Origin of the sequence: Bacillus cereus, from assembly GCF_002564555.1 — a bacterium.
Lineage (GTDB): Bacteria > Bacillota > Bacilli > Bacillales > Bacillaceae_G > Bacillus_A > Bacillus_A cereus_K.
In genome coordinates, this window is record NZ_NUVD01000015.1 from 244,707 (window position 1) to 270,562 (window position 25,856).

Below are 25,856 nucleotides of genomic sequence, written 5' to 3' on the forward strand. Positions count from 1 at the left end.
TAGATGCAAACCTAACAATTAGAAGTGCAATTCAAAACAAAATTACTTTTACAGATTTTCGTTATAGAAACTTGTTAATTTTTCAACTGCAATTTTTACTGGTTCTGGTTGGTCATATAAATCGTAGTGACTCGCACCTTCCACAACAAGTAAGTCTTTTTTCTCTGAAGCGGCTTTCTTATAAAGTTCATGACCATCTTTATAAGAACCGAATACACCTTGCTTACTGCCGACAATAATTTGCAACGGCTGCGTTAATAATGTATCTGCTAAATGGAACGCATCAAAACCGATTACCGATCCCAATCCCATACTCGTAAAGTTTAACTTATTTGGCGAGTTCACACTTTGACCTCGCGGCGTTGTATAATACTCAACCGCTTCTACAATATCTATATCCGTCATACCTGCTGCCTCTAATTCCTCCTGATTTTTAGGAATCCAATTTGTAATCATCGCCTCTGCTCCACGTGCTTCAGCAGTACGTTGTTTGCCAATTGGATTAGCTTCACGATTTAAACGGCCAATATTTGCACCAACGACTGAACCAACTGCTTTAATGCGGCGCTCCGTCATCGCAGCATTTTGGAATCGTATGTGTTGGATGAAATTGATAGTGATGTTGAGTATGTTGCGACGCAAGTGGGGGAGTTGATGAGGAGGAATATATAAAAAGGTTGAGAAAAATNNATTTTTCTCAACCTTTTTATTCGGTGTTTTTTTATTTTCACTCAATATTTTCTACATTTAAACACTTAGTTTCACAGTAATAGCCTTTGCCGCCAACATAAACTTTTTCTATTTTATTCTTGCTATTGGTTGCTAATTTAACTAATATTTCGGAAGGCGAGTGTAAAGAATAACCTTGTTCAAATACATAGACTTCTTTTTGCAAGTAGTGCTGTTCATAAAGATAGCAAGCTAATGCACCGTTTGAAGTTCCAGTCGCTGCTTCTTCATTGATGTCGTATAGTGGAGCAAAATTTCTGCATATAATTCGATCGTCATTAAAAGTATATAGATGCATCCCGACAACATTATAATACTTGCTGATTTCTTTAATTTTTTCAAAATTAGGTTGCAGTGTATGTAATCCTGTTTCGCTTTTTATAGGAATTAAAATATCTTTTAAGCCCGTGGAGACAATTTGAATTGGGTATTTATTGTCTATAGCTTTAATGTCAAAACAGTCGATGAACTCGTTTGGAGATACAACATCATAGAATATCGGTTTGTTTTGTTCCATGAATATGATGTCATCTTTTATGGTAATAGTAAGAACACCGCTGTTCGTTTCAATCGTATAGCGATTCCTGAAAAGTTTATTTAAATGCATCAGTATCGCGAAAGAGCCAATTGTGGCATGACCACATAGATCAACTTCTTCTTTTGGTGTAAAATACTCAAATTTATAATCAGCAATTTCAGATTCTGATATAAATGCGGTTTCTGCATAGCCCAGTTGTTTGGCTATTGCCATTTTTTGAGTAGTGGTCAATGTATTCTCCATAAATACCACTCCTGCTTTATTTCCGCCTTTATGATCCTTGCTAAATGCACTTGCAACATAAACGGATATTTTCATAAGACACCTTCCTTCCCCTCTTATAGTAAATTGTAGCATAGAAAGCACTACCTATAAATGTTGTTGGATAAATTTGCTATAAAGCAAGAGACAAACTATTTTTTAGCAACTGAACTCTCCAAAAATAGTTTGTCTACAGTCTGAAATGCACCCAAATTAACGGGTGCATTTTATATTTCATGTTTGATCATTTTTATTCTACTCCATAACACGTTCTTCCGCATAACAAACAAATACTTGCTTTTCCGAACGTATAGATACTACATAATATTCATCTTCAAAATGCCCTACTATATACCCCATTTTCCCTGCTAGTTCAATTGTTTCTTTATTAAAATATACTCTTGTACGATTAAATTTTATATATTTTATTATTTGTTCTAACTCTTCTTCGCTTACTTCCTTTTCAGAAAAAAGGAACATAAGACTCCCATTCATACATACAGGAGAAATCACATCAAAAATATCAGTTGCAGGATCATACTGATTTATTAAAATTGTGCTCTTTACGGTCGACTTTTTCCAGTTTAACTCTTTTAATTCTTTTTCCCAAATATAATTTTGCAACTTTGTTAATTCTTCTTGAACCCCTTCACAATTCACGAAAAGATATAAATGAAATTTCGACATCATCGTTTCCATAAATCGTTCCATGCTTGTATCCACATCAACTATATATCTATTAATTGTTGATAACAAATTCAAGATTTTATCATTTTCAAAATTATCATGTTCATCCAGCACTAGAAAATATTCGTTCTTTTCCGTTGCAGGTTTGTGCATTTCAATGTACATGTCCATGGCTTCTCCTTCTGGCTCGTATGGCTGATTACTGTTACGCAAAAAATACTACCACTTGAAAATTAGATGCATACTGTTTTATAAAGACCTTATTTCTAATGAATATCATCGTGAACTGAGCCATATAGAGTACTTCTAAAGAATATCCTAATACTTTATAACATATAAAAAAAGCTTATGTTAGCTCTTCCTTTTTCATTCTACCTTATCTATAACAGCCATAAATAAATCATTTCTCTCACCTGGTACTATATCTAAATATTCAATGGAAAAGGCTGCTAGCTCTTTAAGATGCCTCTTCAAAGAAAGTAATCTATTTATGTTAAAATATTGCAAGTAACATGCTGTACTTAACGATTTGATCAAGTAGTAAACAACACCATTTAAAAGTGAAGAAAGGATAGTACTAATATGGAAAACATATCAGATGTACATAAAGAGGAATCCATAAAATCCTTACAGTCAACAATCCGTAAACTCGAGAGTGCCTTGTCACAAATGACTCAGAAAGGCTCAAATACTACGTTAGTAAAAAAACGCCTCAAGGCAGTTTGCATCGGCTTAGCAATGCTAGAAAGTGTTTGGAATCAAAAGCCTCATCCTTACAACCAGGACGATTTAGCAGAGGCTCGCACTGTTCTTACTGGTTTGCTTCCATCAATTGAAAAGGCTTATGTTAAGTCAAAGGCTGGTAGTCCTCAAAGAACTCTTTTAGAAAGAAGGATTACATCGTTGGAACTTGCTATTCAAGCGATTGATAACACTTCTAATGAATAACTTTTCCGAATAAAACAACTGTAAAGAGCCTTACTACAAGCATGTAGCAAGGCTTTTATTTCGGGCTTTATTATTAGCAAATCCATTGATTGACTGAAATACGTTCCACTCACTTCTTGATTGATAACTATTATCAATAAGTGTTAAAAATAATAAACATCCCGTTATACGCTGAATGTTTATTTGTTACACAAATATGCTTTACGATCATTTTGAAATAATAAATAGTGCGCCGTATGAACTTTCCTCTCTAAATAATCAATAGAATACGTACCTGATGGATCTACTAAATCCCCAATTGCTCCTGAGAGCTGGTCGATTACTTGCTGCAATGTTTCTAAGTTCTTCTTCTCATTTTCAGCATTCATTTCATCCATAATGTCACAAATCAGATATTGCACTCGCCGCAAACGTAATTCCTTTTGCTCCACGTATATCTCCTCCCTACTGGTCATATTACGGTTTAAATATATGGCATCATAGCTTAACCAATGCTAAAAAATACGAAGGCAACCACCTTCATAACGGTGGTTGCCTCTATTTTTACACTTGCATCGCTTTTTCTTTCAATGCTCTTCGCAGTAACTTACCCGTTGTATTCTTCGGCAATTCTGCTAAAAATTCAATACTCATTGGTACTTTATATTTCGCTAAATGTAACGTGCAGTAATGCATGAGTTCTTCTTCTGTTACGTTCGTTTGCTTTAGAACGACGTAAGCTCGTACTGCTTCTCCTAAGTTTTCGTCTGGTACGCCGATTACGACAACTTCCGCTACTGATTCGTGCGTGTATAATACTTCTTCTACTTCACGAGGATATACGTTATAACCACCAACTAGAACGATATCTTTTTTGCGATCAACGATATAGAAGTAACCTTCTTCATCCATTTTCGCTAAGTCACCTGTATACAGCCAGCCATCTTTTAATGTCGCAGCTGTATCTTCTGGCGCATTATAGTAACCCTTCATAACGTTAGGCCCGCGCACAATTAGTTCCCCAACTGCACCAACAGGTAATTCTTCCCCAAGTTCATTCACAATTTTATTTTCTACATGCCAAATATTTGTGCCAATTGATCCTGGTTTACGCGGACGATCTAACGGATTGAAACAAGTAACTGGTGATGCTTCTGATAAACCGTATCCTTCTGAAACAATTACGTCAAAACGTTTTTCAAAGTTTTTCAGAAGCGCAACAGGCATTGATGCACCACCTGAAATACAAAGGCGAAGTGTCTTCACATCTTCTGCGCTCGCTTCTTCAAATAAATATAAGTAATTGTACATCGTCGGTACACCAGCAAAAATCGTTGGTTCATACGTACGACAAATACGGAATACTTCTTTTGGACTAAACTTCGGTAACATTAAAATTGTCGCCCCGTTCACAATCGGTGCATTTACCGCAACTGTTAAACAGAATACGTGGAACATCGGCAAGGCCGCAACGACGCGGTCATCAGCCGTATATCGTAAATACGACGCTACGTCGCTCGCATTACTATATAAATTTTTATGTGTCAGCATAGCGCCTTTCGGTTTTCCCGTTGTACCTGAAGTGTACAAGATAACCGCTACATCTTCTTCATCTAGTTCAGGACCTTCGTAAGTTGTATCTCCAGTTCCTATAAAACTAGTAAACGTTTTCATTTTTTCAGTTTCTATATGATTAAAATCTGATGAGGTTTCGCATATGATGATATTTTCAAGTGAAGGAAGTCTTGTTGTAAGAGATTGTATAACAGGTAGAAGGACGTCGAGTACGATGATTGTTTTTACATCTCCATTTTGTAAAATGTAATGTATTTCGTCTGCTGTATAAATTGGATTAACTGGAATGACAGTAGCTCCAGCTTTCATTGTTCCGTATAAACCGACCAAAAAATGTGGTGAATTCCCAACAACTAATGCGACATTGTCCCCTTTTCCAATGCCCATTTTTGCTAAATTGCTAGAAAACCTCGTGACCATTTTGTTTAATTGGTCATACGAGACCGACTGATCCATAAATACATAAGCCGGTTTATCCCCCTTCTTTTTTGCCGTTTCAGCCAAAGATTGAACGAGATTCACACAAACCCCACCTTTATAAAATTTAGAATATTTAAAAATTCTAAATTAATTATATTAAAAGAAAATTAAAGTGGCAAGTGATATTCTATTAACTGCATATACACAGATCACCTCCTCTTGGTTTGCTTTGGAAAAATAAGGGGATTCCACTTACCAGCAAATTATGAAACTAGCCCTAAAATCATTTTAGGATAATATGCATTCATCTTTTCTATAAGTTTTGCTAGTTCCTCTTTATTCAAGCTCGTATGCTCCCCATACAGATTGATTGCATCCGCTCCATTTTCATGAAAATAAACTGTAACATATAATGTCGGTAACCCTGTATTGTCTTCATCTATTGAAAAGACGACATCTGGTGTCTTATTAACAGTGCTGAATGTTTCATTTCTTTTCCACTTCTTATTTTGAAACATGTCTTGTATTTCCTGTATCTTTCGTCTGTTATCTGTATGCGTAAAATATATAACATTATCTGTCGCTGGCTTTCCAATAGATAACAGTGTGCGACTTGAGGACGTTTCATCGTTACAAGCTGTCATTCCGATGATTAGGCCGAGCAATAATACAACGTACATTACTCTTTTCATCTCGATCCGCCTCCTTTTGAATATATATATTCCTTTACAAGGGGCAAATGTCCTGTGATTTTAGGGTAAGTGAAATTATATTGACTTACCGACAAGACAATCTACGCAAAAAGAAAGAGGCTGCCAGTTATGACAGCCCCCTCACTTTTAGAAGAATAAATGTAAGAAATCTTCTGTTGTAATATTACCGAAGTAACGTGCGATATCTACACCTTCTAAAGCTACAGTGAATGCATCTTTATCAAACTGTACGCCAGTTAAACGCTCTTCAATGTCATGAACATCTAATGAGCCGAAGAAGTCACCGTAAATTTTGCATTCTGTTACTGTTCCTTTTTTCACTTCTAGACGAACGTCAACTTGTCCAACTGGGAAGCGGTGTGAATGTTGTAAGTTGAACTTCGGTGATTTTCCGTAGTTCCAGTCCCAATTGCGGTAGCGCTCTTCAGAAAGTTTATGGATTTCTTTCCAATCCTCTTCTGTTAATTCGTACGTTGGAATTTCTGTTTCCCCTTCGAAAATTGTTTCTAGAAGAAGTTGTCTAAACTCTTCTGTCGTCATTTTTTCGTTTAGGAACTCTGTAATATTCGCAACGCGGCTACGGATTGATTTAATTCCTTTTGATTGAATCTTATCCATTTTTACTTTCAGTGCTGATACAACGTGATCGATTTCAGAGTCAAACAGTAACGTACCGTGACTGAACATACGACCTTTCGTTGAGAACTGCGCGTTACCTGAAATTTTTCTACCTTCAGCTAAAATGTCGTTACGACCACTTAGTTCTGCATTTACGCCTAATTTACCAAGCGCTTTCGTTACAGGCTCTGTGAATTTTTTGAAGTTGCTGAAACTGTCTCCATCATCTTTCGTAATAAAGCTGAAGTTTAAGTTTCCTAAATCGTGATATACTGCGCCTCCGCCTGATAGACGACGAACGACATGAATACCTTTTTCTTTTACGTAATCTGCATTAATTTCTTCTACTGTGTTTTGGTTTTTACCAATGATAATCGAAGGCTCATTAATGTAGAACAGTAAATATGTTTCGTTAATATCTAAATTCTTCACACAATATTCTTCAATTGCTAAATTTATTCTAGGATCGGTAATCCCTTTATTATCAATAAATAACATCATATCACCTCATGAGTTCCATACGTAGCCACTATGTGCTAGCGTAATATGGCCACTGAAAATTTGTTTTGCTTCTGTTACTAAATCAGATGTGTTGCCTGTATGCGGCAAGTGCGTTAATAAAAGTTCTTTTACATTCGCAGTTTTCGCAATACTTGCTACTTCTGTACTATTCATATGCCCTGCTTTTGCAGCCTCTTGATGTGCATACATATTACACTCACAAATGAAAAGATCAGCATCTTTTGTGAACGGAATAAATTCAGGAATATAACTGGAATCCGCACTGTATACTACAACATCATCGCCAGCTGTAATACGCATCGCAAAGCATGTAACAGGATGAACAGTTTTTAAGAATGAAATGGAAAACGGTCCAACTTGAAGTGTTTCTTCTGGATTGTACGCGATTCCTTTCGTATGCGGTTCATGCGTTAAAGAATGGAATCCATTCTCATCAAACGTATGACCGTATATCGGTAACTCCGGTAGTTGTCCCTTTGTCGCACTTGTAATTAATCTCGCATATTGCAATACCCCAATGTCTGCAACATGATCGTGATGATAGTGTGACAGTACAACTGCATCTATATCAGCTGGTGTTATATATTTTTGAAGCTGTGCTAGTACACCACTACCACAGTCGACAAGTAAACGAAAACCATCGTGTTCAAACAAATACCCCGACGTTGCTTCTCCCGCTTCTGGAAAGCCGCCCCAAAAGCCGACAACAGTCATTTTCATATGTATCCTTCCTTTCTAAAGCCGAGTAGAAATGCAGTTTTTACGTACATCCTACATTGTTAACTATAATCCATTTCCTAAACTTTTTCATTAATTTTCAATTTGTTATAAAACAGTTGTTGACTTTTATTTTTTGTACTAATACAATGATAGTAAGAAATGGAAATGGAGGGATTGACATGATCGATCAACCAATGGAGTTTTTCAGAAATTTACCGACGAAAACTTGTGCGAATTGCGGGAAAGAAATTGATGAGCAGCACGAAGCATACCATAACAAATGTGATGATTGCGTTCACGAAGAATAGTAGTTTGTGAACATAAAAAAACCTAACAGACATAGTCTACTAGGCTAATAACATCGTATCCTTCATCGTTGAACCTTTCACCAAGAGCTCCAGTTCAAACTCATACAATTCTTTTTTTCGATAATTTTTCGTATGGATTTTATCCATCATTAAGTCGACAACTTTTCGGGCCATCTCATCGATTGGCTGTTCAATTGTCGTAATACCCGGCTCTGTAATTTGTGATAAAATTTGATTATCAAAACCGATAACAGCGAGATCATCTGGGATACTCCAGTCATGGCGTTTCGCCTCTGAAATAATTCCAGCTGCTACCTCGTCGCCTCCTGCCAAAATCGCGGTAGGATTTTTTTTGTCCTTTAATACTTCATGGAATATTCTCTTGCCATCATCCCAAGAGAAAGCGTTTTCAAGAAAATCGATTGCTTCCACTTCTCTACTCTTTTCAGTAATAGCACGTAAAAAGCCCATCTTGCGCTGTTGGCTAACAACTTTGGTTTCGTTACCACGGCAAAAAATAAGATTACGATATCCTTGTTCTAACACATGCTTGGCAGCTATGTATGCCCCTTGCGCATGATCAAACTTCACCGTTGGAACATTTGCTTCCTCAATATATTCATTACATAACACGATTGGACCGTGTTGTAAGTATGGCTCTACCTCTTCCCATGGATTTTCTAATGAACATAGAATAATCCCGTCTACTTGTTTCGTAGATAATAATTGTAAATACTCCATCTCTTTTTCCGGTAAATATCTTGTTTGACAAATAATCAGTTTATATTTATGTTCAGAAGCAGCAATCTCGATTGCTTCAATAAATCGACTGAAGAAAGGATTTGTAATCCTTGGAACTAGCACCGCAATTGTTTCCGTTTTTTGTTTACGAAGCCTTCTCGCCGCAGAATTAGGAACGAAGCCTAAATGCTTCATTGCTAATTGAACCCTTTTTTTCTTCTCATCTGAAACATATGGATGATTATTAATCACCCTAGAAACCGTTGTCCTTGATAACCCCGCTAATTTCGCCACGTCCTCGATAGTCGACACGAAATTCTCCCCCTTTGCATGAAAACGTTTTCTTATCCTGATTATATAGTATATTATTGGAAACTGCAATATAGGTTGTTATGATTTTACTATATTAATATTATACATAGGGGAAAGTCTGTTAATAGGAGGGGAAATTATATTACTTTTAGAAGTTTACAGTAGGCATATTTATAAAAATAGAGGGTGACATTTCATGAATCGGACAGATCGTTTGTTAGCTATATTAATTGAATTACAAAGAAGACAAACTGTTACAGCACAAAGCTTAGCTGAAAAATTCGAAACAAGTATAAGAACTATTTATCGAGATATGGATGCACTTAATGAATCGGGTGTTCCTATTTTTTCAATGCCTGGCCACGGTTATTCATTAATGGATGGTTATTTCTTGCCCCCCATTCAACTTACGCCTGAAGAGGCTGTTACTCTTTTACTAGGCGGTGATTATATCGAGAAAACTTTCACTTCTTCTTTTTCTGTACATGCGCAATCGGCAAAAGAAAAACTTGAAATTGTCCTTCCTGCCGATCAAAAAAAGAAAGCCCGGGAATTACGTGGAACTTTCCGTTTCCTTTCTCCTATATTTTCACATCAGCAACCTGAACAAGAAAAACTAGAAAATCAACTTCTCCTGTTGCAAGAATCTATTCAAAAAGAACAGGCTATCTCTTTTTCTTATCGTAAACCAAGAGAAACTACAAAAATAAAGCGGACCGTCCATCCTTACGGTTTAGTCAATATTTCAGGAATTTGGTACATCGTTGCCCATTGTTTACTTCGAAAACAAATACGTAATTTTCGTTTAGATCGTATGGATACGTTACAGCAAGAACAAGAATTCTTTACAAAACCGAAAGACTTTTCTTTACAAAACTATAAGCCTGAAAGCAATCGTACTGTTACAATCCATTTATTGTTTCCATCTCATATTGCACATAAAATTATTGAATCACGATATTTTTTTATAGATTCATATGAGTATAGAGATAGTGGTTTTCACGTCTTTTTGAAATCAAGAAACATAGACGAAGTATTTCAATGGGTATTGAGCTGGGGGAGCCAAGTGCAAGTACTTGAGCCAAAAGTTCTTTCTGAAAAAATCCGCGATGAAGCAAAAAAAATGTTAAAACTTTAATTTTTTCATTTTATTACTGACATAATGTTGTCAGTAGCCCTCTTTTATTATAGGTATTAACAAATACATTTTCATAAAAAGGAGTTAGCAATATGAAGAAATTTGAGGAGTTAGCAACGTATTACATAGAGGAATTAGAAAAGTACTCTATAGAACAATTTAGAATGAAGCCTTCTAGTGAGGAATGGTCCCTCGGTCAAATGTATAATCATTTAATTGCCTCTACATATATGCAGTTAGATGCAATCGCGAAATGTAAAACTGAAACACCATCAGTAACTAACAAGAAAACGGATATGGGTGAAAAAGTATATGTACTGGGGGCTTTCCCAGACATACAAATCAAAGTGCCAGGTCATCCGGGGTATACACCTGAAAACCCTTCTAACAAAGAAGACGTGCAGAAACAATTTCTAGAATTAATTACAATTGTAAAAAATACTGAAGCAACACTTACTTCTATTCCAAGTGATTGTAAAGTCGAACATCCTGGGCTTGGTTACTTAAATGCAGCCGAATGGTTCCAGCTTATTTCTATGCATTTTGCTCATCATCTTCGTCAGAAAGATCGACTGGAACTTAAGATTTGCTAAGTGTTAACATTTCCACTAAAAAGAGACTGTCAATATTGGCAGTCTTTTCATTAAAATGTTCACTGACTATACGATTACTCATAAAATCCCGTATTCAAGCATGTTATCTTGCTACTAATGGCAGACTCCTCTTTTTTTATTCAATATAAAACCCCATCAATACGTCATCTCCATATGATCCATCTTCATATTTAATTTGCTTTCTTTGCCTCCCTTCTTCCACAAATCCCATACGCTTATACACCTTAATCGCCCGGTCATTAATAGAAACTACGCCTAAGCAAATTTTCTCTAAACCTTTCTGTCCTTTAGCCCAACTAATAAGAAATTTAATTAGCTTCGTACCAATGCCTTGATTACAGTACACCTCTCTAATCCCCATTCCCATTGTACCTGCATGTCGTAAGCGTTCTAATTCATATCGAGTGAAAAGTAAAAAGCCAACTACCTCACCATCTACTTCATAAACGATGTAAAGATTACCTTTTTCATTGCTTTTCCGTATCTTTTCTCTTTCTGCATCAATATCATTTGGTACTTTATTTGGAGATACTATGAAGAACTTTGTAGTACTTTCCGATAATATAATTTCTTTTCTAATCTCCATAATGGATTCCGCATCAACCTCTTTTGCTACTCGTATCACTGAATCACCTCGTACCTTTTCTTCAAAAATAATACTGGAGTCATTAAACCAAAACTCTCAATATGCAACATTACATATTGAGAATCTTTTCACTTTTGATAAAATATTTGTACATCTAAATAAAAGGAGTGTATACAATGAATCCAATTTTAACAGCTGCCAAACAACTATTACATAAAGATGAAAAGATTTTATCTACTTTAAAATGTTCACTTACTGACTATATAAATACACATAAAGTGCCATATCCAGGCACTCTACTTGCTACTAATAGAAGACTTCTCTTTTTTAGCCAATATAAAAACACATTCATTGCCGAATTTGAGTATAAAAAAATTTTATCTATAGAAACGAAGCGAAGAATCTTTGACAAAAAAATAATATTTTACTATGAAGATGAATATATAACGCTTGGATACATTACAAGTTCAAATGTTGAAGAGTTCATAGACTTACTACAAAGAAACTGTGCAACTAGCACGGATTCATAATCAGTGGGCATCCCCCGCTGATCCATTATTTTAACTCCTCCCATTTCGTCCAAACTTCTCTCTCGTTTATGTAGTACATATTATCCTCTCTGTCCATAAACCCATATACAATAAATTCACGTCTAATCGTACAAAAATCCTCATGATATTGTTTGATGAATGTATTCATTTCTTTTTCCGTATATTGATTCTCTGCATTTAATTTGCTAACTAAATGCTCTAACAATACTAGTTTTTTCTTCTTTTGACCTGGAATCGTTTTTAAGCGGTCATTTTTCTCCTCCTTATTATTTATCCTTTTCCTTGTCTTTTTCACTGAAAAGATCCAGAGCATAACCTATGCTTATAAGAAAATAGTAGAATGCAAGAAATGCTAAAGTATCGTTTACACTTGTATATTCTTCTTTACGAAACAGAATAGGTGATATTGTGAAAACTAGGAAATAGATGCATGGATACAGTATGAAATAATAGTTAAAATTTCTTCTCATAGCCCCTCCTCTTTATATATGATTCTATTCAAATATTTGTAATCCTTTTTTACGATTCCCTTCTCTTCTAAGGTGAATCGAAAGGGATTTTCACATAAAATCGACATGTTCTATCCGATTATCTTTCACATATATTGAAAGGAATGAATTAAAATTCAAGGAGGAATATGAATGCGCTGGATTTATTATGATCCTATATTTGAAGTGGACCAAGTTGCTCCATCTGTTAGGACTTCTTCGCCATGGGCTGGGCACAATAAATTTGCATATGATCTCGTCACATTTTTCAAACCTAAAAAAATAGTAGAACTCGGAACATATTTTGGTTCATCTTTCTATAGCTTTTGTCAGGCCGTAAAAGACGAACAGCTTTCAACACAATGTACTGCAATCGATACTTGGCAAGGGGACCCACACGGTGGTTACTATGGAGAACATGTCTTTGAAACCGTAACACATGTGCTGAACACGTGTTATCCAGGAATCGGAAAAACGATTCGTTCTAAATTTGATGATGCTTTAGATCAATTTGAAGATGAAAGCATCGATTTATTACATATCGATGGGTTTCATACATTTGAGGCTGTCTCACACGATTATGCTACATGGTTACCAAAACTTAAAAAGAACGGTATTATTTTATTTCATGATATATCCGTTTTCGAAAATGGGTTTGGTGTTCATGTATTATGGAATACTTTAAAAGCACAATACCCTCATCTAGAATTTACACATTCGTATGGATTAGGCGTCTTATTTCCAAAGGGATATGAAGAACAGTTCGAAAATGTACTGAAGAACAATAAAGAACTACAGCTAAAGTATGGCGGATAAACTCCTAGTAAAACTAAATAAATAAAAAAGCACCATTTAGGTGCTTTTTATTTATACTTCAATTGGAATTAATATTTTTTACTTTTTATAATCTCAGCAAACTCTTTAAGAAATAACTTATACCCTCTCATAATGTTTCCCCTTTTATAAAATGACCAAAATCACACTTTGGTCATTTTTACCCAAATAAAAAGGCTATACTTGTTCATACATATGCCTTATCCCCGAATTTATACTATGCAATTGTTCTTCAATATGAAGTTAATACTTCTATTATCCCTCCTAAATTAAAATTAAAAGGATTATCTTAATTTGACAATCCTTTTAATAAGTAAAATTCGAATAATTCTGCAATTTTCTCTTTTTCTAGCGGTTCATGATTTTTTTCCCAATCAAAAATAAGCGATACGTATAAGCGAAGCATAATAAATGCTGTAATTTCTGGATCACATTTGCTAATTTCACCTTTTTCAATCGCAGTTTCTAAATACGATTGAATAACAGAAACGATTTCCACATCAACTTGTTGCATCACTTCTTGTACTTCTTTCGTTCCCATATCGCGCTCTTCTTGAATTAATTTAATCATGAGCTGATGCTCTTTTCTAAATTCTAAGATGCTATATAATGCTCTATGTACATTTTCAAAAAATGAAATATCTGAACGAATTGCATCTTTTGCAACTTGCTTCATTTCTGTAATTAAATTAGAAATAATTTCGCCAAACAGTTCTTCTTTATTTTTGAAAAAAGTATAAATCGTTCCTTTTCCTACATTCGCTAACTTCGCTACTTGATCCATCGTTGTTGCTTTATAACCGAACGCTGAAAAAGACTTTGTTGCAGCTTCAATAATAGAACGCTTTCGATCTATCGCCACATCGTCACCTCCAAAAATGACCAATTGGATGATACGGTCAATTAGTACACCTTTGATATTACCACACGCTTACATTCTATACAAGTTCTCTTTTTTAGTTATTCCCAGTTTAAAAAAATTCCAGTCAATGTATATCATACTGTCCATAGTGTACCAAAAAGAATACTACTATGGGAAGCTAGAATATACTCATAATAATTTCTTTATTTCACCCAATATACTTTGTAATGGAATCCTTCTGTTACGAATGTAACACTTAATTATCAACCATATTTTAGAAAATAGATTTTACCCTCTTACAGATAAACCTTACTTACCAACAACAAAATTCCGCTTTTTCAAATAATCAAATAAAAAAACAAGAAAATCTTTACAATTAATAGTAATATAGAAAATAGACAAGTTTATCAAAATAGTGGAGGCTTTTTCAGTCATGATGCGTGCGCTTCGTTTAAATATAAAGCAAGCTTTTTGTAATCGTGTTTCTTTAATTATTCTCTTTAGTGGATTGGCTCTTATTTCTATTTATCATTATTATTATGTAATTCGTTATGTTGGAGACGGCACGGATGCGTTTGTAACAACAGCTTTTCAATGGATTGGATTTCGAAATAATGAAATGGATGTTTATTTATTATTGATGCCAGTTATTGCGAGTCTCCCCTTTAGTACAAGTTACAACTCGGATAAGTCCGATGGTTTTAAACCGTTTGTCAGTAAAGAAATTTCCTTATTTCCTTATTCAGTAACGAAATATATCGTTACATTTTTTTGCGGAGGACTTCTTTATACGTTTCCATTCATTTTATCGTTATTATTTTGCAAATTAACCATTCCAAACGGAGCACCAACAACGGGTTCAGGCATTGTAAATGACAATGGGATGTTCGCAAACGTATATTACGACTCTCCCCTCACTTACATTGTTGTATATATCGGAATTAATTTTTTATTTGCAGGTTTAATGGCTCTTTTAGGACTTGCTGCATCTGCATGGTCCCAAAAGGACTATATGGCGATTCTATTTCCATTTGCAGTTACCTCTATTCCTTATGTCCTGCTAAATACAATATTCCCTACAATAGGCGGAGCACCTTTTCATTTATATGACCCAAAGCAACCGTTACATGGCATGTCACCGTATATTTTAACAGTGCAATGTACATTCTTCTTCCTCGTTAGCTTATTCATGTATATACAAGGAGTAAAGCGCGATAAAAAAATATATAGAAGAAGATTGCAAAGAAGAGATCGGTGTAGAAAAGCGTTTCATGAAATTTCAAATTGAGTGGTTTCACGAGAAAAAACTAATTCCTTTATTAGATAAGGAATTAGTTTTTTTATTAGTTCTCAAAAAATGAAATGTGGTATTACACAGATTATGTAGCAACCCCTTTTTACGGTGTCCCTGCCAACATCCATAAAACCACAAAAACTACTGCATATAAGATTTGAATCCCTATCGCCGAACATACTGAAATAATGGCATATTTACTTAATTCCTTTTTAATGCCCAATATAGTAAAAATTATGGCTAGACCGAATGCTGTATAAGCGATGTTTGTGCTTAACGTGCCTAAATAATAAATACCTAGCGGTTGCGTAAGACCTGTTACATCCGCTACAAACTTAATTATTATACAAATGCTCAAAAAAATTGCTAATTGATTCATTAATTTCCCATTTAGTTGGGCTACCATATGTCTACACCTCCCTTTCATTGAGTTAGAATATTCAATTAATTTTATCGTCATATTATAAAAAAAGGAATTTCCTCTTTATAATTATATGACGATGCAAAAACAAAAAAGAACGCTTAGTTACCTAAGCGTTCCCCTACTTTAAGAAGCCTTCTTCAAATCAATTTGAGCAAGTACTGGGTCGTGGTCACTTACACGTCCGTGCTCTTTCATAATGTTTGAGTTTAAGTGTACTGGATCTACAATTGTGTGCGGTGCGATATTGTTTGTTACTAAAATATGATCTAACACTTGTGCATTTCCTTCATGAATGTACGTGTAACGATTCTCTTTCGGCACTGTGTTTAACATATTTTTCAAGATTGTTCCTTCTAGTTCTTCCAGTGGTTTAGCGAACTCGAAATCGTTCATATCCCCTAACACAACAACTGGTGCATTTGTATTCTTTTTCTGAATACCTTGTACGAAATGATTCACTTCTTGTGCTAATTGAACTCGTTTCTCTTCACTTTTTAATACGAGTGGTTGTACTTTTCCAAATGGCGTTGCATCTCCTATTTTTGAGTTTAAGTGATTTGCAACGACAACAACGTTTTGTCCTTGGAACGTAAATTCTGCCGCAAGCGGTTTACGTGTACTTTCAAATAATGGATTTTCGTCTCCAATGCGGACAACGTTTTTATCAAGTAACTTCGGTACTGTCGCTAATTTCACGCGTGATGGGTTATAGAAGAAACCAACGCGAATATTAGCTCCTGGTGCTCCTCCGTCTTGATTGTTGTTTGGAGCAATTTCTACATACTCATACTTCGGTCCGCGAATTTCTACCACTGCATCAATGATACGTTTTGCGCTTAAAGAAGCATCTGTTGTGCCGTCATTAATCGATCCGTTATTATCTTGCATTTCCTCTACACCGATAATATCTGGCATTTTTAAATTGTATTTAATAGAATACGCTAACGCTTTTACTTTTTCATCTGTTGTTTCTTTTTTGTTCGCTGAGAAGTTTTCAATATTATATGTAGCAACCGTTAACTTATCAAGACGCGGCTGAATATTTGCCCCTACTTGCTTAAATCCACCGTCTGCTACAGTTGGTAATTCCGTTACTGGCGAAATGCGGTATGAACCGTAATCATATCCTACTACCCCTGTTATATCTCCAGTGAAAGTATCTCCTACTTTTGCTACATAATCACGAGGTACTTTTACAGAAAGACGCTCTGGGTTTAATTGATTTTCATCTAAAAGAGGTGTGCCATATTTCGTTACGACTTTATCCCCACCATTTTTTACTGTTACATATAAATTCCCGTTTTTCTGAGGTGCAATAATTTTTGGCGTCGGCATCGTAATGCGCATACCTTCTACACTTTCATAAAAGTCGATTGCATCTTCATTTGGATCAAATAAACCGAATGCATCATTATCGATAATTTGATCAGGGATTTTCACACCGTTTTCCCCAAGTACAATCGGTGCTGGTAAAGGTTGATCTATTACGATTACAGCAACACGGCTCGCCTTAATTTCAGTCGTTGTTAAGTCTGTTTCAAACCGTTCTGCGTATCCAGGTCCAACATATTCTTCTACTTCTCCGTCAACTTGAATAAGATCTCCTACCGCTACATTCGCATCTTTTTTGTATACGTAAATCCCTTCTGACGTAGCTAGGTCATTATCCGGTTTATTATCTTCTATATAAAAACCATTTTTATCGAGCGCTGTTACAACGCCTTCTACATTGTTTACTTTCTTCCCTTTATAAGGAGAAATGTGTGATTTCCCTTGAATATCATGAATACGAACTGGTTCATTGTTTACGATAATAAATGAAAATGTCGCTACCGCTGAAGAAGTAAGCCCTTCTTTTTCAGCAATTGCTTTCACTACACTATTTTCATTCACTATAATTTGTTCATTATAACGAACGCTTTTATTTGTAGGATTAGACCCATCTAACGTATAGTAGATTGTTGCTCCTTCTGTGTTCGTTGTTAATGTTACCGCTGTTCCTTTCGCAACTTCCCCGCCGCCTGGTGACGCCACTACATCGCTAACACGGTTTTGTTCTTCTCCTTGGAACTTATGAGCTGTTACGGATTTTAAACCTGGACTACTAAAATATAATTCAAGCGTCCCTGTTAGCTGTACTTTCTTTCCGATATTTTCAGGGTGATCTTTCACGTTTACTGCTGATCTCACATCGCCTTTTGGCAACTGAACAGGCATAATTTTATCTGGATTCGTTTCGTTTGGCGAATCAGCAATTGCCACATTTGTGTCGTCAAACTTAGCCGGATCCTTCGTGTATTTAGAAGGGCCTTGCGTATATCCAACAATATATCCTTCCACTATCCCCTTCGTTTTCCCTTGCTGCTTAAATACTTGAATTGCTTTTTCTACTGACATAGAAGTAGTTTCTTCCGCCTGCGCTAAAGTTCCAGTAAATGAAAGCAATAGCAATAGTGATAGTGATAAAAAGACACTTAATAATTTCTTCACAGCCATTTCCTCTCCCTATTTCATATTTTCTCAACATGTCTATCATATCAAACGATTCGTTATATAGAACGTTATTCCGACAAATTTTACAAAAAATTAATCTAATTTACTCGTTTTCAAACTATAATACAAAATAATAATTTTACAGCTTCTACGAATGCGCTCTATAATATTAGAGAGAGAAAACAGAAAATATAGAAATTTAATCGACATGTAAAATGTATTCATTTAAATGGGAGTTGATTGGATGGAAGTACAAACAGAAACATACCGTGCAGCTATGAATGGAACATTAGAACGTCATTTTTCAGATATGATTGCTGTTATACCAACTAGAATTACAATTGATCAGCTAAAACAGCGGCTAGAAACTATCTCTACTAAAGTTGATGAGTTGAAAATTGTTTATAGTGATGAGACAAGCCTTATTGTTGAGTTACATATGGATGAAAAAGTCATACCGTATGAACTGCATATTGATGAAACGGATGATCCAGAATCATATAAAATGTACAATAGACAAGATTCCACAATAGTAGACCGTAATTTTGAAGATGCGGCTTTCGGCACTGAAATTTTCACTCGTACGCTATTTGTAGGCGATGTACTGAGCTGCTTTTTCCAGCAGTTACAATTTTTATGGAACCTCGCCCCAGACTTGTTATTTGTAATCGATTCGAGTGCAGCAATGAAAGTGATATCTAGAAACTATATTGAATATCACGTTGAAAATGAATTGTTACCTGACATTCCTGACTTATACGTTATTCATTCTGTTTATGAAGACGATAAAGAAGGCGAACCTATACAATATTGGTTTCATACACATGGCCTTTTAAGAGCAGGCGTAACAGAAATCGAATTAATTATTCCAAATCGTATTTCTTCCTACTACGGCATTGGCGATCTTTTTCAAACATTTGCTAATAATGCCGTTGAGAATGGTCAAGTCCCAATGAATGAGCCTATCGTTATCGCGCATAGTCAGCAAGGTTCCATACATACAGTAGCTGTTCCATGGGAAAAAGGATTATCTTATATTGGACATAAAACGAGTATGGAGCAATTATCTTCAATTGAGGATGAAGAAGTGAAGCTACAGCCTATAGATGCACAAAACGTATTCTTAGGCGGGATGGATGCCCGAGATGAATACCATCAATCTCCATCTGTTCTTCTGTTCCAATATAATACTTCCGGAGAGTATATCGAAAGCTTTTTCAAAGAACACGAGGAAGCTACAGGGCTCATGTTCTATAAAACAAATAGCGAAACCGATCGTATGGCTTACAATGCGAAGAATACTTTCGGGTATTTCAGCAACATTTTTCAAATTGAACAATCAAATGAAGATTTCCGTTTCCTCGCTAAGTTTGGAGTCTGTTACGAAGAAGGAAAAAGTGAACATATGTGGTTTGAAATGCAAGACATTACAGAAGATCTCATTCAAGGAATACTCATTAATGAACCGTATTTTATAGAAGAGATGCATGAAGGGAATTCTTATCATTTAGATTTTGACAACTTAACAGAGTGGGTTATTTATGCGGGAGATGCGGTGATAAAGCCAAATAACTTATATATGTTTATTGGTTAACAAGTATTTCATATAATAAACGAAACGCCTNNAGGCGTTTCGTTTATTATATTTTATCCCGCATGAACGACCAGTGGGGATGAACAAAATCCCACTTATTAAAGTTTCGCTTTATTGTGCGATTAATTCAGTCTCTATTACTTTCTCCAAATGAGATAGTATACGCTTTGCGGCTTTCTCACCTTGATCAATACAGTCCGGAAGACCAGAACCAGCGTAAGAACTACCTGCCAAGTATACACCTGGCAACTCTTTCTCCATAAATGTTGTGAGTTTCTTCATTCGTTCGTTATGGCCTACTGTATATTGAGGCATCGCTTCTTTCCAGCGACTCACAATTGTGAAATCTGGATCCATTGTAATGTCCATCGTCTTTTGTAAGTCCTCTAAGACGAGCTGTACAATTTCCTCATCGGTTTGTTCTACAATCGCTTCATCACCAGGGCGTCCAACGTAACAGCGAAGAAGCGTCTTTCCTTCTGGCGTTGTATGCGGCCATTTTTTATGTGTCCACGTACATGCTGTAATCGTATAATCGCTATTTCTTGATACGACAAATCCCGTTCCATCAATATCACGCTGAATGGCTGATTTCGGAAAAGCAAGTGCCACGTTTGCAACTGATGTAGAAGGAATGTTACGGAAGAAACGGAACTGCTTGTACTGCGCAAACATAGATGGCAATACTTTATGCGGCGTCGCAACTACAATCGCGTCTGCTTCGATTTCTTTTCCGTTACTAAGTGTAATCGTATAACCATCACCAAGCTTCGCGATTTTTTCAATACGTGTTCCCTTCATTACCGTACCTTCATGAATCTTCACTTCAAGAGATTCTACTATAGATTCTAAACCGGTTTTCACCGTTTGGAAGATTCCCTTTTTCGGTGCAGCCTTCTCTTCTTTCGGAGCGAGCGTACGCATACCAAGTGAAATACTACGATGTTTTTGCTCCATTTGATATAACTGCGGGAATGTAGACATAAGACTCATTTCATCAATATCCCCAGCATACACACCCGATAGTAATGGTTCTATTAAGTTTTCAACTACTTCGTTTCCGAGGCGGTGTCTGAAAAACTGCCCGAGTGATTGGTCAGATACTGGTTTTGATCTAGGCATTAACAGATCAAAGCCAGCTCTTAATTTACCAATTGGGGAGAACAATCCGGAAAATAGAAACGGCGTAATTTGCGTTGGAATTCCCATCATTGATCCGCTCGGCATTTTATGTAACCGATTGTTGACGAGGACGAATGATTTACCGGTCGTATTCTCTACAATTTCATCACCAAGGCCTAATTCTCTCACTAATTCAGCTGCACTTTCTTTTCTTGCTAAGAAAGAATCCGGTCCGCGTTCAATTGTAAATTCATCTTTTCGAACGGTTTGAATTTTCCCGCCAAGTTTACCCGATGCTTCTATAAGTAATGTATCGATCGGCAAGTTTTTTTCACGAATATTTTTTTGTAGTTTATACATTGCTGTTAATCCAGTGATGCCACCGCCGACGATCACAACTTTTTTCCTCAAGAAGGTTCCCCCTTTCTTCTTACAATACAGATTCTTTTTTCTTTAATACAACATCTGTTAAACAATCAATAAATGCGTCCGATGCATTTGGCATTTCTGGACGGTAATATTTCGCGCCAATTTCATCCGTTACAACTTTACACTCAAAGTCATTGTCATATAAAACTTCTAAATGTTCCGCAACAAATCCAACTGGTGCGTATACGAATGAACTGTATCCGTATTTTTCATTTAATTCTCTCGTTAAATCTTGTACATCCGGACCAATCCAAGGATCTGGTGTGTTTCCAGCACTTTGCCACCCAACTGCATAGTTTGCTACTTCAGCGCCGCGTGCAATATAATCAGCTGTTTCATTTAATTGATCTGGATATGGATCGCCCATTGCGATAATTTTTTCTGGTAAGCTATGTGCAGACACGATTAGCACTGCTTTTTCACGTTCTGCTTCTGACATACCGTTATATATACCTTTCACTGCATCAACCCAGTACTGGATGAATTTCGGTTCTTTATACCAGCTATCGATGCCATGAATTGTTAAGTTTCCAAGTTTCTCAGCTTCTTCTTGTGCTCGTCCAACGTATGATTTCACGCTAAATGTAGAATAGTGAGGCGCAAGAACAAGTGCAATGGCATCTTGTATGCCGTCGTTATGCATATCTTTCACCGCATCTTCAATAAACGGTTCAATATGTTTTAAGCCAAGATACATATGATACTCTACTTCATCTTGCACTTCATTTAGACGCTGTTCTAACTTCTTAGCTTGCTCTAACGTAATAGTAGCTAAAGGAGAAATGCCACCAATTGCACGGTAACGCTCGGTTAAATCTTCTAGCATTTCAGGACTTGGCTTTCTTCCTCTGCGAATATGTGTATAGTAACGTTCAATATCTTCTTCTTTATATGGCGTTCCGTATGCCATTACAAGCAAACCAATTTTCTTTTTCATACAGCCAATCTCCTTTACTTCGCTAACTGTTCTTTAGAGTACTCATGAATAAATGTAGTTAATTGTTTTAATGTATCTGGATTTACTTCTGGGAATACGCCGTGACCTAAGTTAAAGATATAACCTGGCTCTTTCATCCCTTGATCTAAAATAGCTTTTACATGTTCTTCAATTACAGACCATGGTGCTAATAAGAATGAAGGGTCCATATTTCCTTGTACCGCCTTATGAATGCCGCGTGCGCGTGCTTCTTCGATCGGTAAACGCCAATCTAAACCGACTACATCAAGCGGTAAGTCGTGCCATTCATTCACTAAGTGTGCAGCACCAACGCCGTGCATAATCATTGGAACACCCATCGTGCGAACTTCCGCGAAAATACGCTCCATCGCTGGTTTAATAAATACGCGGTAATCTGCTACATTTACTGTTCCAACCCAAGAATCGAAAATTTGAACTGCTTTTGCCCCTGCATTAATTTGCGCTTTTAAATATGTGATAACCATATCTGCAAGCTTATCCATTAAAGCGAACCAAGCTTTTGGTTCTGCATACATGAACGCTTTCGTATTATGGTAGTTACGAGATGGACCGCCTTCAATCATATAGCTCGCTAACGTAAATGGAGCTCCTGAAAAACCGATTAACGGTACATCTAACATCTCTGTCGTTAATAAACGAATCGTATCTAGAATGTAAGGTACATCATCTTCTGGATTGATTTCTCCTAGTTTTTCTACGTCTTGTAAAGAACGGATTGGATTATCAATTACTGGGCCAATACCTGATTTAATTTCTACATCCACACCAATTGCAGGTAGTGGTGACATAATATCTTTATAAAGAATTGCTGCGTCTACGTTATATTGATCAACTGGTAACTTTGTAACGTAAGCACATAACTCTGGATTGTGTGTAATTTCAAATAAAGAATACTTTTCTTTTATCTTTCTATATTCCGGCTGCGAACGACCTGCTTGACGCATATACCATGCTGGTACATACTCTGTACGTTCCCCCCTACATGCTTTTAAAAATGTCTCATTTATAGTTCTTACCAAGACCCTTGCTCCCTTCCTTACCAATGCTTCGAATACGTTCGATATTTATCTTTTTTTACTATACAGCTTGTAAAAACAAAATGCATAATATTATGTACGTTGTTCATGAAATTGACACAAACATATGTAAAACCGCTTACTATTTTCACAACATTCTTATTATAGCACAGAGAAAAACTATGGTTTAGCTACTTTTGACTTTTCTCCTTCGCGATTCGTTTGTGTGTTATATGGTACAACGTAAAAGCTCGGTTTTGAAAATATATTAACAAACTTTTCCTCATATTCTCCAGCACCCGTTACAGTGCTTACATGCGTATGAATTCCATTTTCTACTCTATAAATTCGATACATAATTCTTTCATCTGGAAGTGGTGTCCAGCTTAATTTTGCTTTAAATAAACCGAAAGGACTAAACGATAGTTTCATTTTTACATCTTCAATCTTGCGCAATCGAATCGGAGCACCGATTGTTTCCACACCTTCTGGCTTCAAAAACTTCTCTTTCTGTTCTACATTTGCCTTCGTTAAAATTTTCTTAAACAATTTCGTTGCTGACGCACTTTCTCCTTGCAACTGATGTTCTTTATCTGTGCGGTCATAACCAATCCAAACTGCGCCTACTAAATTTGGCGTATAGCCCACAAACCACATATCTCTCGATCCATTATCGTCATTTGGTAAGGAAGTTGTACCTGTTTTCCCAGCTAATGCCCCGTTATATATACCTGCTTTCGCCGTCCCTTCTTTCACGACTCCTTCTAACATTTTCGTCATATACCATGCCGTTTGTTTCGAGAAGATTTTTGTTTCTACTTTTGGCGATTCTCCAATGACTGCGCCGTGTCTATTTAACACTTTATCAATAACGTGCGGCTCAATAATATCGCCATTTGCTAAAAATGCACGATACATTTTCACAAGATCGAATGGTGAAACACCGTTTTTCAATCCGCCAAGTGCTGTACTTAAACCAGCGTCTCCAATATGAACATTTCCTTTCTCTAAATATTGCTTTCCTTCTTCTACCCCTAACTCATTTAATAAGGAAACTGCCGGTACGTTTGCTGATTCTAAAATTGCATCGTACATCGTCATTTCTTTCGTATACTCATGATTGTAATTTCGAGGTTCATATCCTTCGAAAGAACTTCTCTCATTCGTTAATAAAGAATACGGATTATACTTTTTCGTTTCTAATGCTGGTGCATAGACGATTAGTGGTTTTAAAACAGAACCGGGCTGCCTTTTTGCAAAGACACGATTAAACCCCCTCGGCACATACTTTCTTCCGCCAATCGCCGCTTTAATCCCGCCTGTACGATTATCCATTAATAAAAATGCACCTTGTGCCCCTTCTTCTTTACCAGGGAAATTTCTCGCATCTTGAAACTGGTTATACGCTACCTTTTGAATCTTTTCATCCATCGGTACGACAAATGTATACCCTCCGCGCAGTACTTCTTGATGAGACAACCCGTATAAACGAGCTGCTTCATCTATGACCATATCAATATACGGCATATATGCGAGCTCATTCTCATCTAGGTTTTTATATAGAGCAATTGTCTTTCCTTGATATCGTACACTTTCTTCTGCATTCAAATAGCCTTGTTTATGCATAAGTGACAATACGAGATCGCGGCGCTCCTTACTCTTATTTGGTGATAAGTACGGCGAATATCCATTTGGTGATTTCGGAAGGCCTGCAAGCATTGCTCCTTCTTCTACTGTTAAATCCTCTACATTTTTATTAAAATACAACTTTGCTGCCGCTTGAATACCATAAGCCCCATGGCCAAAATAAATATGATTCATATACATTTCAAGAATTTGCTGCTTCGTATATTTTTGCTCTAATTGAAGGGAAATTGCGACTTCCTTCAATTTGCGCGTAAATGTTTTTTCACGAGTCAAAAAGACATTTTTAACAAGTTGCTGCGTAATGGTACTACCGCCCTCTACCTTTTCACCAGCTAACGTATCTTTATAGAGCGCCCGCAATATAGATGGGTAATCAATTCCTTGATGCTCATAAAAACGAGAATCTTCCACCGCAACAAACGCTTGCTGCACATACTTCGGAATTTGCTCGACTGGTACGAGTTCTCTATTTTCTACATATAATTTCGTAATTTCTTTCCCTTTCTGGTCAACGATACGTGATGAAGAGTGGAAAACAAGCTGCTTTTCATCCATCATATAGCCACCAGCTAACACAATAAGTTTGTAGAGTACAATCGCTACTACAAACGTTGCGACGCCGCCTACTAAAGTCCACTTTACTTTCTTCATACATCGGCCTTCTTTCCAAATGATGGTACATTTATTATTTGAAAAAGAATTATCTTTATGTAT

26 protein-coding genes and 2 pseudogenes are annotated in these 25,856 nt (G+C 36.3%); 9 read left to right on the forward strand and 19 right to left on the reverse strand.

What is annotated here, in order from left to right; translation table 11 throughout:
• Positions 1–48: 48 nt before the first annotated feature.
• A pseudogene (locus COI75_RS26460) lies at positions 49–585 on the reverse strand (alpha/beta hydrolase); the annotation flags it as partial.
• Here COI75_RS26460 and COI75_RS27105 point away from each other — a divergent pair.
• Positions 583–672: pseudogene (locus COI75_RS27105) on the forward strand (TetR/AcrR family transcriptional regulator); the annotation flags it as partial. The pseudogenes COI75_RS26460 and COI75_RS27105 sit on opposite strands and share 3 nt — an antisense overlap.
• Positions 673–727: 55 nt before the next feature.
• Here the strand turns inward: COI75_RS27105 and COI75_RS08325 are convergent.
• Entirely contained in the window at positions 728–1,585 is an 858-nt protein-coding gene (locus COI75_RS08325; protein ID WP_098381285.1) for a PhzF family phenazine biosynthesis protein, read from the reverse strand.
• 198 nt (positions 1,586–1,783) lie between these two features.
• Positions 1,784–2,386: a hypothetical protein gene (locus COI75_RS08330; protein ID WP_098381248.1), complete on the reverse strand. Its 603-nt coding sequence runs from the start codon at positions 2,384–2,386 to the stop codon at positions 1,784–1,786.
• A gap of 411 nt (positions 2,387–2,797) precedes the next feature.
• Between COI75_RS08330 and COI75_RS08335 the strand changes: the two genes are divergently transcribed.
• Positions 2,798–3,163: a hypothetical protein gene (locus COI75_RS08335; RefSeq protein WP_098381247.1), complete on the forward strand. Its 366-nt coding sequence runs from the start codon at positions 2,798–2,800 to the stop codon at positions 3,161–3,163.
• A gap of 179 nt (positions 3,164–3,342) precedes the next feature.
• On the opposite strand, the gene COI75_RS08340 is transcribed toward COI75_RS08335, so the two are convergent.
• From COI75_RS08340 to COI75_RS08360, 5 genes are all read right to left on the reverse strand, one after another.
• Positions 3,343–3,594: a hypothetical protein gene (locus tag COI75_RS08340; RefSeq protein WP_000435467.1), complete on the reverse strand. Its 252-nt coding sequence runs from the start codon at positions 3,592–3,594 to the stop codon at positions 3,343–3,345.
• A gap of 112 nt (positions 3,595–3,706) precedes the next feature.
• Entirely contained in the window at positions 3,707–5,239 is a 1,533-nt protein-coding gene (locus COI75_RS08345; RefSeq protein WP_098381246.1) for a fatty acid--CoA ligase family protein, read from the reverse strand.
• A gap of 161 nt (positions 5,240–5,400) precedes the next feature.
• Positions 5,401–5,829, reverse strand: coding sequence for a hypothetical protein (locus tag COI75_RS08350; RefSeq protein ID WP_098381245.1), 429 nt, complete (start codon positions 5,827–5,829; stop codon positions 5,401–5,403).
• Between the two features lie 147 nt (positions 5,830–5,976).
• Positions 5,977–6,966: a lipoate--protein ligase gene (locus COI75_RS08355; protein ID WP_098381244.1), complete on the reverse strand. Its 990-nt coding sequence runs from the start codon at positions 6,964–6,966 to the stop codon at positions 5,977–5,979.
• A 9-nt stretch (positions 6,967–6,975) separates the two neighbouring features.
• Complete coding sequence (locus COI75_RS08360) at positions 6,976–7,710, reverse strand: MBL fold metallo-hydrolase (RefSeq protein WP_000784648.1); 735 nt, start codon at positions 7,708–7,710, stop codon at positions 6,976–6,978.
• A 179-nt stretch (positions 7,711–7,889) separates the two neighbouring features.
• Here COI75_RS08360 and yhfH point away from each other — a divergent pair, with 179 nt between their 5' ends.
• Complete coding sequence (gene yhfH, locus COI75_RS08365) at positions 7,890–8,018, forward strand: protein YhfH (RefSeq protein ID WP_000567011.1); 129 nt, start codon at positions 7,890–7,892, stop codon at positions 8,016–8,018.
• A gap of 39 nt (positions 8,019–8,057) precedes the next feature.
• Here yhfH and COI75_RS08370 read toward each other — a convergent pair whose 3' ends face one another.
• Complete coding sequence (locus COI75_RS08370; RefSeq protein WP_000103729.1) at positions 8,058–9,071, reverse strand: LacI family DNA-binding transcriptional regulator; 1,014 nt, start codon at positions 9,069–9,071, stop codon at positions 8,058–8,060.
• Positions 9,072–9,267: 196 nt separating this feature from the next.
• Between COI75_RS08370 and COI75_RS08375 the strand changes: the two genes are divergently transcribed.
• Together COI75_RS08375 and COI75_RS08380 are read left to right on the forward strand one after the other, a co-directional pair.
• Positions 9,268–10,209, forward strand: a complete 942-nt coding sequence (locus tag COI75_RS08375) for a helix-turn-helix transcriptional regulator (RefSeq protein ID WP_098381243.1) — start codon at positions 9,268–9,270, stop codon at positions 10,207–10,209.
• Between the two features lie 92 nt (positions 10,210–10,301).
• On the forward strand, positions 10,302–10,802 hold the full coding sequence (locus tag COI75_RS08380; RefSeq protein ID WP_098381242.1) for a DinB family protein: 501 nt from the start codon (positions 10,302–10,304) through the stop codon (positions 10,800–10,802).
• A 136-nt stretch (positions 10,803–10,938) separates the two neighbouring features.
• Here the strand turns inward: COI75_RS08380 and COI75_RS08385 are convergent, their stop codons facing one another.
• Positions 10,939–11,448 (reverse strand): GNAT family N-acetyltransferase, encoded by a 510-nt coding sequence (locus COI75_RS08385; protein WP_098448296.1) that lies wholly within the window; start codon positions 11,446–11,448, stop codon positions 10,939–10,941.
• 137 nt (positions 11,449–11,585) lie between these two features.
• Here COI75_RS08385 and COI75_RS08390 point away from each other — a divergent pair, with 137 nt between their 5' ends.
• Entirely contained in the window at positions 11,586–11,939 is a 354-nt protein-coding gene (locus COI75_RS08390) for a PH domain-containing protein (RefSeq protein ID WP_001068213.1), read from the forward strand.
• A 25-nt stretch (positions 11,940–11,964) separates the two neighbouring features.
• Here COI75_RS08390 and COI75_RS08395 read toward each other — a convergent pair whose 3' ends face one another.
• Entirely contained in the window at positions 11,965–12,255 is a 291-nt protein-coding gene (locus tag COI75_RS08395; protein WP_000753631.1) for a DUF2087 domain-containing protein, read from the reverse strand.
• Entirely contained in the window at positions 12,227–12,430 is a 204-nt protein-coding gene (locus tag COI75_RS27250; protein WP_098385074.1) for a hypothetical protein, read from the reverse strand. Before COI75_RS27250 ends, COI75_RS08395 begins: the two co-directional genes overlap by 29 nt.
• 171 nt (positions 12,431–12,601) lie before the next feature.
• On the opposite strand from COI75_RS27250, the gene COI75_RS08405 reads away from it, so the two are divergent.
• Positions 12,602–13,264 carry a class I SAM-dependent methyltransferase gene (locus COI75_RS08405; protein WP_098448298.1) on the forward strand — a complete coding sequence of 221 codons (663 nt, stop codon included), beginning with the start codon at positions 12,602–12,604 and terminating at the stop codon, positions 13,262–13,264.
• Between the two features lie 307 nt (positions 13,265–13,571).
• Here COI75_RS08405 and COI75_RS08410 read toward each other — a convergent pair whose 3' ends face one another.
• Entirely contained in the window at positions 13,572–14,144 is a 573-nt protein-coding gene (locus tag COI75_RS08410) for a TetR/AcrR family transcriptional regulator (RefSeq protein ID WP_000963383.1), read from the reverse strand.
• A gap of 433 nt (positions 14,145–14,577) precedes the next feature.
• On the opposite strand from COI75_RS08410, the gene COI75_RS08415 reads away from it, so the two are divergent.
• A complete protein-coding gene (locus COI75_RS08415) occupies positions 14,578–15,432 on the forward strand; it encodes a hypothetical protein (RefSeq protein ID WP_098448299.1) in 855 nt (284 codons plus the stop codon).
• A gap of 109 nt (positions 15,433–15,541) precedes the next feature.
• Here the strand turns inward: COI75_RS08415 and COI75_RS08420 are convergent, their stop codons facing one another.
• Together COI75_RS08420 and COI75_RS08425 are read right to left on the reverse strand one after the other, a co-directional pair.
• On the reverse strand, positions 15,542–15,844 hold the full coding sequence (locus tag COI75_RS08420; protein ID WP_098448300.1) for a hypothetical protein: 303 nt from the start codon (positions 15,842–15,844) through the stop codon (positions 15,542–15,544).
• Positions 15,845–15,985: 141 nt separating this feature from the next.
• Positions 15,986–18,358, reverse strand: a complete 2,373-nt coding sequence (locus COI75_RS08425; protein ID WP_098448301.1) for a DUF6359 domain-containing protein — start codon at positions 18,356–18,358, stop codon at positions 15,986–15,988.
• A gap of 241 nt (positions 18,359–18,599) precedes the next feature.
• On the opposite strand from COI75_RS08425, the gene COI75_RS08430 reads away from it, so the two are divergent.
• Positions 18,600–19,949 carry a DUF4026 domain-containing protein gene (locus COI75_RS08430; protein ID WP_000453691.1) on the forward strand — a complete coding sequence of 450 codons (1,350 nt, stop codon included), beginning with the start codon at positions 18,600–18,602 and terminating at the stop codon, positions 19,947–19,949.
• Positions 19,950–20,060: 111 nt separating this feature from the next.
• Here COI75_RS08430 and hemY read toward each other — a convergent pair whose 3' ends face one another.
• From hemY to COI75_RS08450, 4 genes are all read right to left on the reverse strand, one after another.
• Positions 20,061–21,482 carry a protoporphyrinogen oxidase gene (hemY, locus tag COI75_RS08435; RefSeq protein ID WP_001228094.1) on the reverse strand — a complete coding sequence of 474 codons (1,422 nt, stop codon included), beginning with the start codon at positions 21,480–21,482 and terminating at the stop codon, positions 20,061–20,063.
• A gap of 19 nt (positions 21,483–21,501) precedes the next feature.
• Positions 21,502–22,437 carry a ferrochelatase gene (gene hemH, locus COI75_RS08440; protein ID WP_000726804.1) on the reverse strand — a complete coding sequence of 312 codons (936 nt, stop codon included), beginning with the start codon at positions 22,435–22,437 and terminating at the stop codon, positions 21,502–21,504.
• A gap of 14 nt (positions 22,438–22,451) precedes the next feature.
• A complete protein-coding gene (gene hemE / locus COI75_RS08445; RefSeq protein WP_000252622.1) occupies positions 22,452–23,498 on the reverse strand; it encodes a uroporphyrinogen decarboxylase in 1,047 nt (348 codons plus the stop codon).
• A gap of 177 nt (positions 23,499–23,675) precedes the next feature.
• Positions 23,676–25,793: a transglycosylase domain-containing protein gene (locus COI75_RS08450; protein ID WP_000756305.1), complete on the reverse strand. Its 2,118-nt coding sequence runs from the start codon at positions 25,791–25,793 to the stop codon at positions 23,676–23,678.
• Between the last annotated feature and the right edge of the window lie 63 nt (positions 25,794–25,856).

Excerpts from the sequence above, each read along its gene's own strand:
- COI75_RS08325 (WP_098381285.1), bottom strand. The coding sequence starts at position 1,585 with ATGAAAATATCCGTTTATGTTGCAAGTGCATTTAGCAAGGATCATAAA.
- COI75_RS08330 (WP_098381248.1), bottom strand. The coding sequence starts at position 2,386 with ATGGACATGTACATTGAAATGCACAAACCTGCAACGGAAAAGAACGAA.
- COI75_RS08335 (WP_098381247.1), top strand. The coding sequence starts at position 2,798 with ATGGAAAACATATCAGATGTACATAAAGAGGAATCCATAAAATCCTTA.
- COI75_RS08350 (WP_098381245.1), bottom strand. The coding sequence starts at position 5,829 with ATGAAAAGAGTAATGTACGTTGTATTATTGCTCGGCCTAATCATCGGA.
- COI75_RS08355 (WP_098381244.1), bottom strand. The coding sequence starts at position 6,966 with ATGTTATTTATTGATAATAAAGGGATTACCGATCCTAGAATAAATTTA.
- COI75_RS08360 (WP_000784648.1), bottom strand. The coding sequence starts at position 7,710 with ATGAAAATGACTGTTGTCGGCTTTTGGGGCGGCTTTCCAGAAGCGGGA.
- yhfH (WP_000567011.1), top strand. The coding sequence starts at position 7,890 with ATGATCGATCAACCAATGGAGTTTTTCAGAAATTTACCGACGAAAACT.
- COI75_RS08375 (WP_098381243.1), top strand. The coding sequence starts at position 9,268 with ATGAATCGGACAGATCGTTTGTTAGCTATATTAATTGAATTACAAAGA.
- COI75_RS08380 (WP_098381242.1), top strand. The coding sequence starts at position 10,302 with ATGAAGAAATTTGAGGAGTTAGCAACGTATTACATAGAGGAATTAGAA.
- COI75_RS08390 (WP_001068213.1), top strand. The coding sequence starts at position 11,586 with ATGAATCCAATTTTAACAGCTGCCAAACAACTATTACATAAAGATGAA.
- COI75_RS27250 (WP_098385074.1), bottom strand. The coding sequence starts at position 12,430 with ATGAGAAGAAATTTTAACTATTATTTCATACTGTATCCATGCATCTAT.
- COI75_RS08405 (WP_098448298.1), top strand. The coding sequence starts at position 12,602 with ATGCGCTGGATTTATTATGATCCTATATTTGAAGTGGACCAAGTTGCT.
- COI75_RS08415 (WP_098448299.1), top strand. The coding sequence starts at position 14,578 with ATGATGCGTGCGCTTCGTTTAAATATAAAGCAAGCTTTTTGTAATCGT.
- COI75_RS08420 (WP_098448300.1), bottom strand. The coding sequence starts at position 15,844 with ATGGTAGCCCAACTAAATGGGAAATTAATGAATCAATTAGCAATTTTT.
- COI75_RS08425 (WP_098448301.1), bottom strand. The coding sequence starts at position 18,358 with ATGGCTGTGAAGAAATTATTAAGTGTCTTTTTATCACTATCACTATTG.
- COI75_RS08430 (WP_000453691.1), top strand. The coding sequence starts at position 18,600 with ATGGAAGTACAAACAGAAACATACCGTGCAGCTATGAATGGAACATTA.
- hemH (WP_000726804.1), bottom strand. The coding sequence starts at position 22,437 with ATGAAAAAGAAAATTGGTTTGCTTGTAATGGCATACGGAACGCCATAT.
- COI75_RS08450 (WP_000756305.1), bottom strand. The coding sequence starts at position 25,793 with ATGAAGAAAGTAAAGTGGACTTTAGTAGGCGGCGTCGCAACGTTTGTA.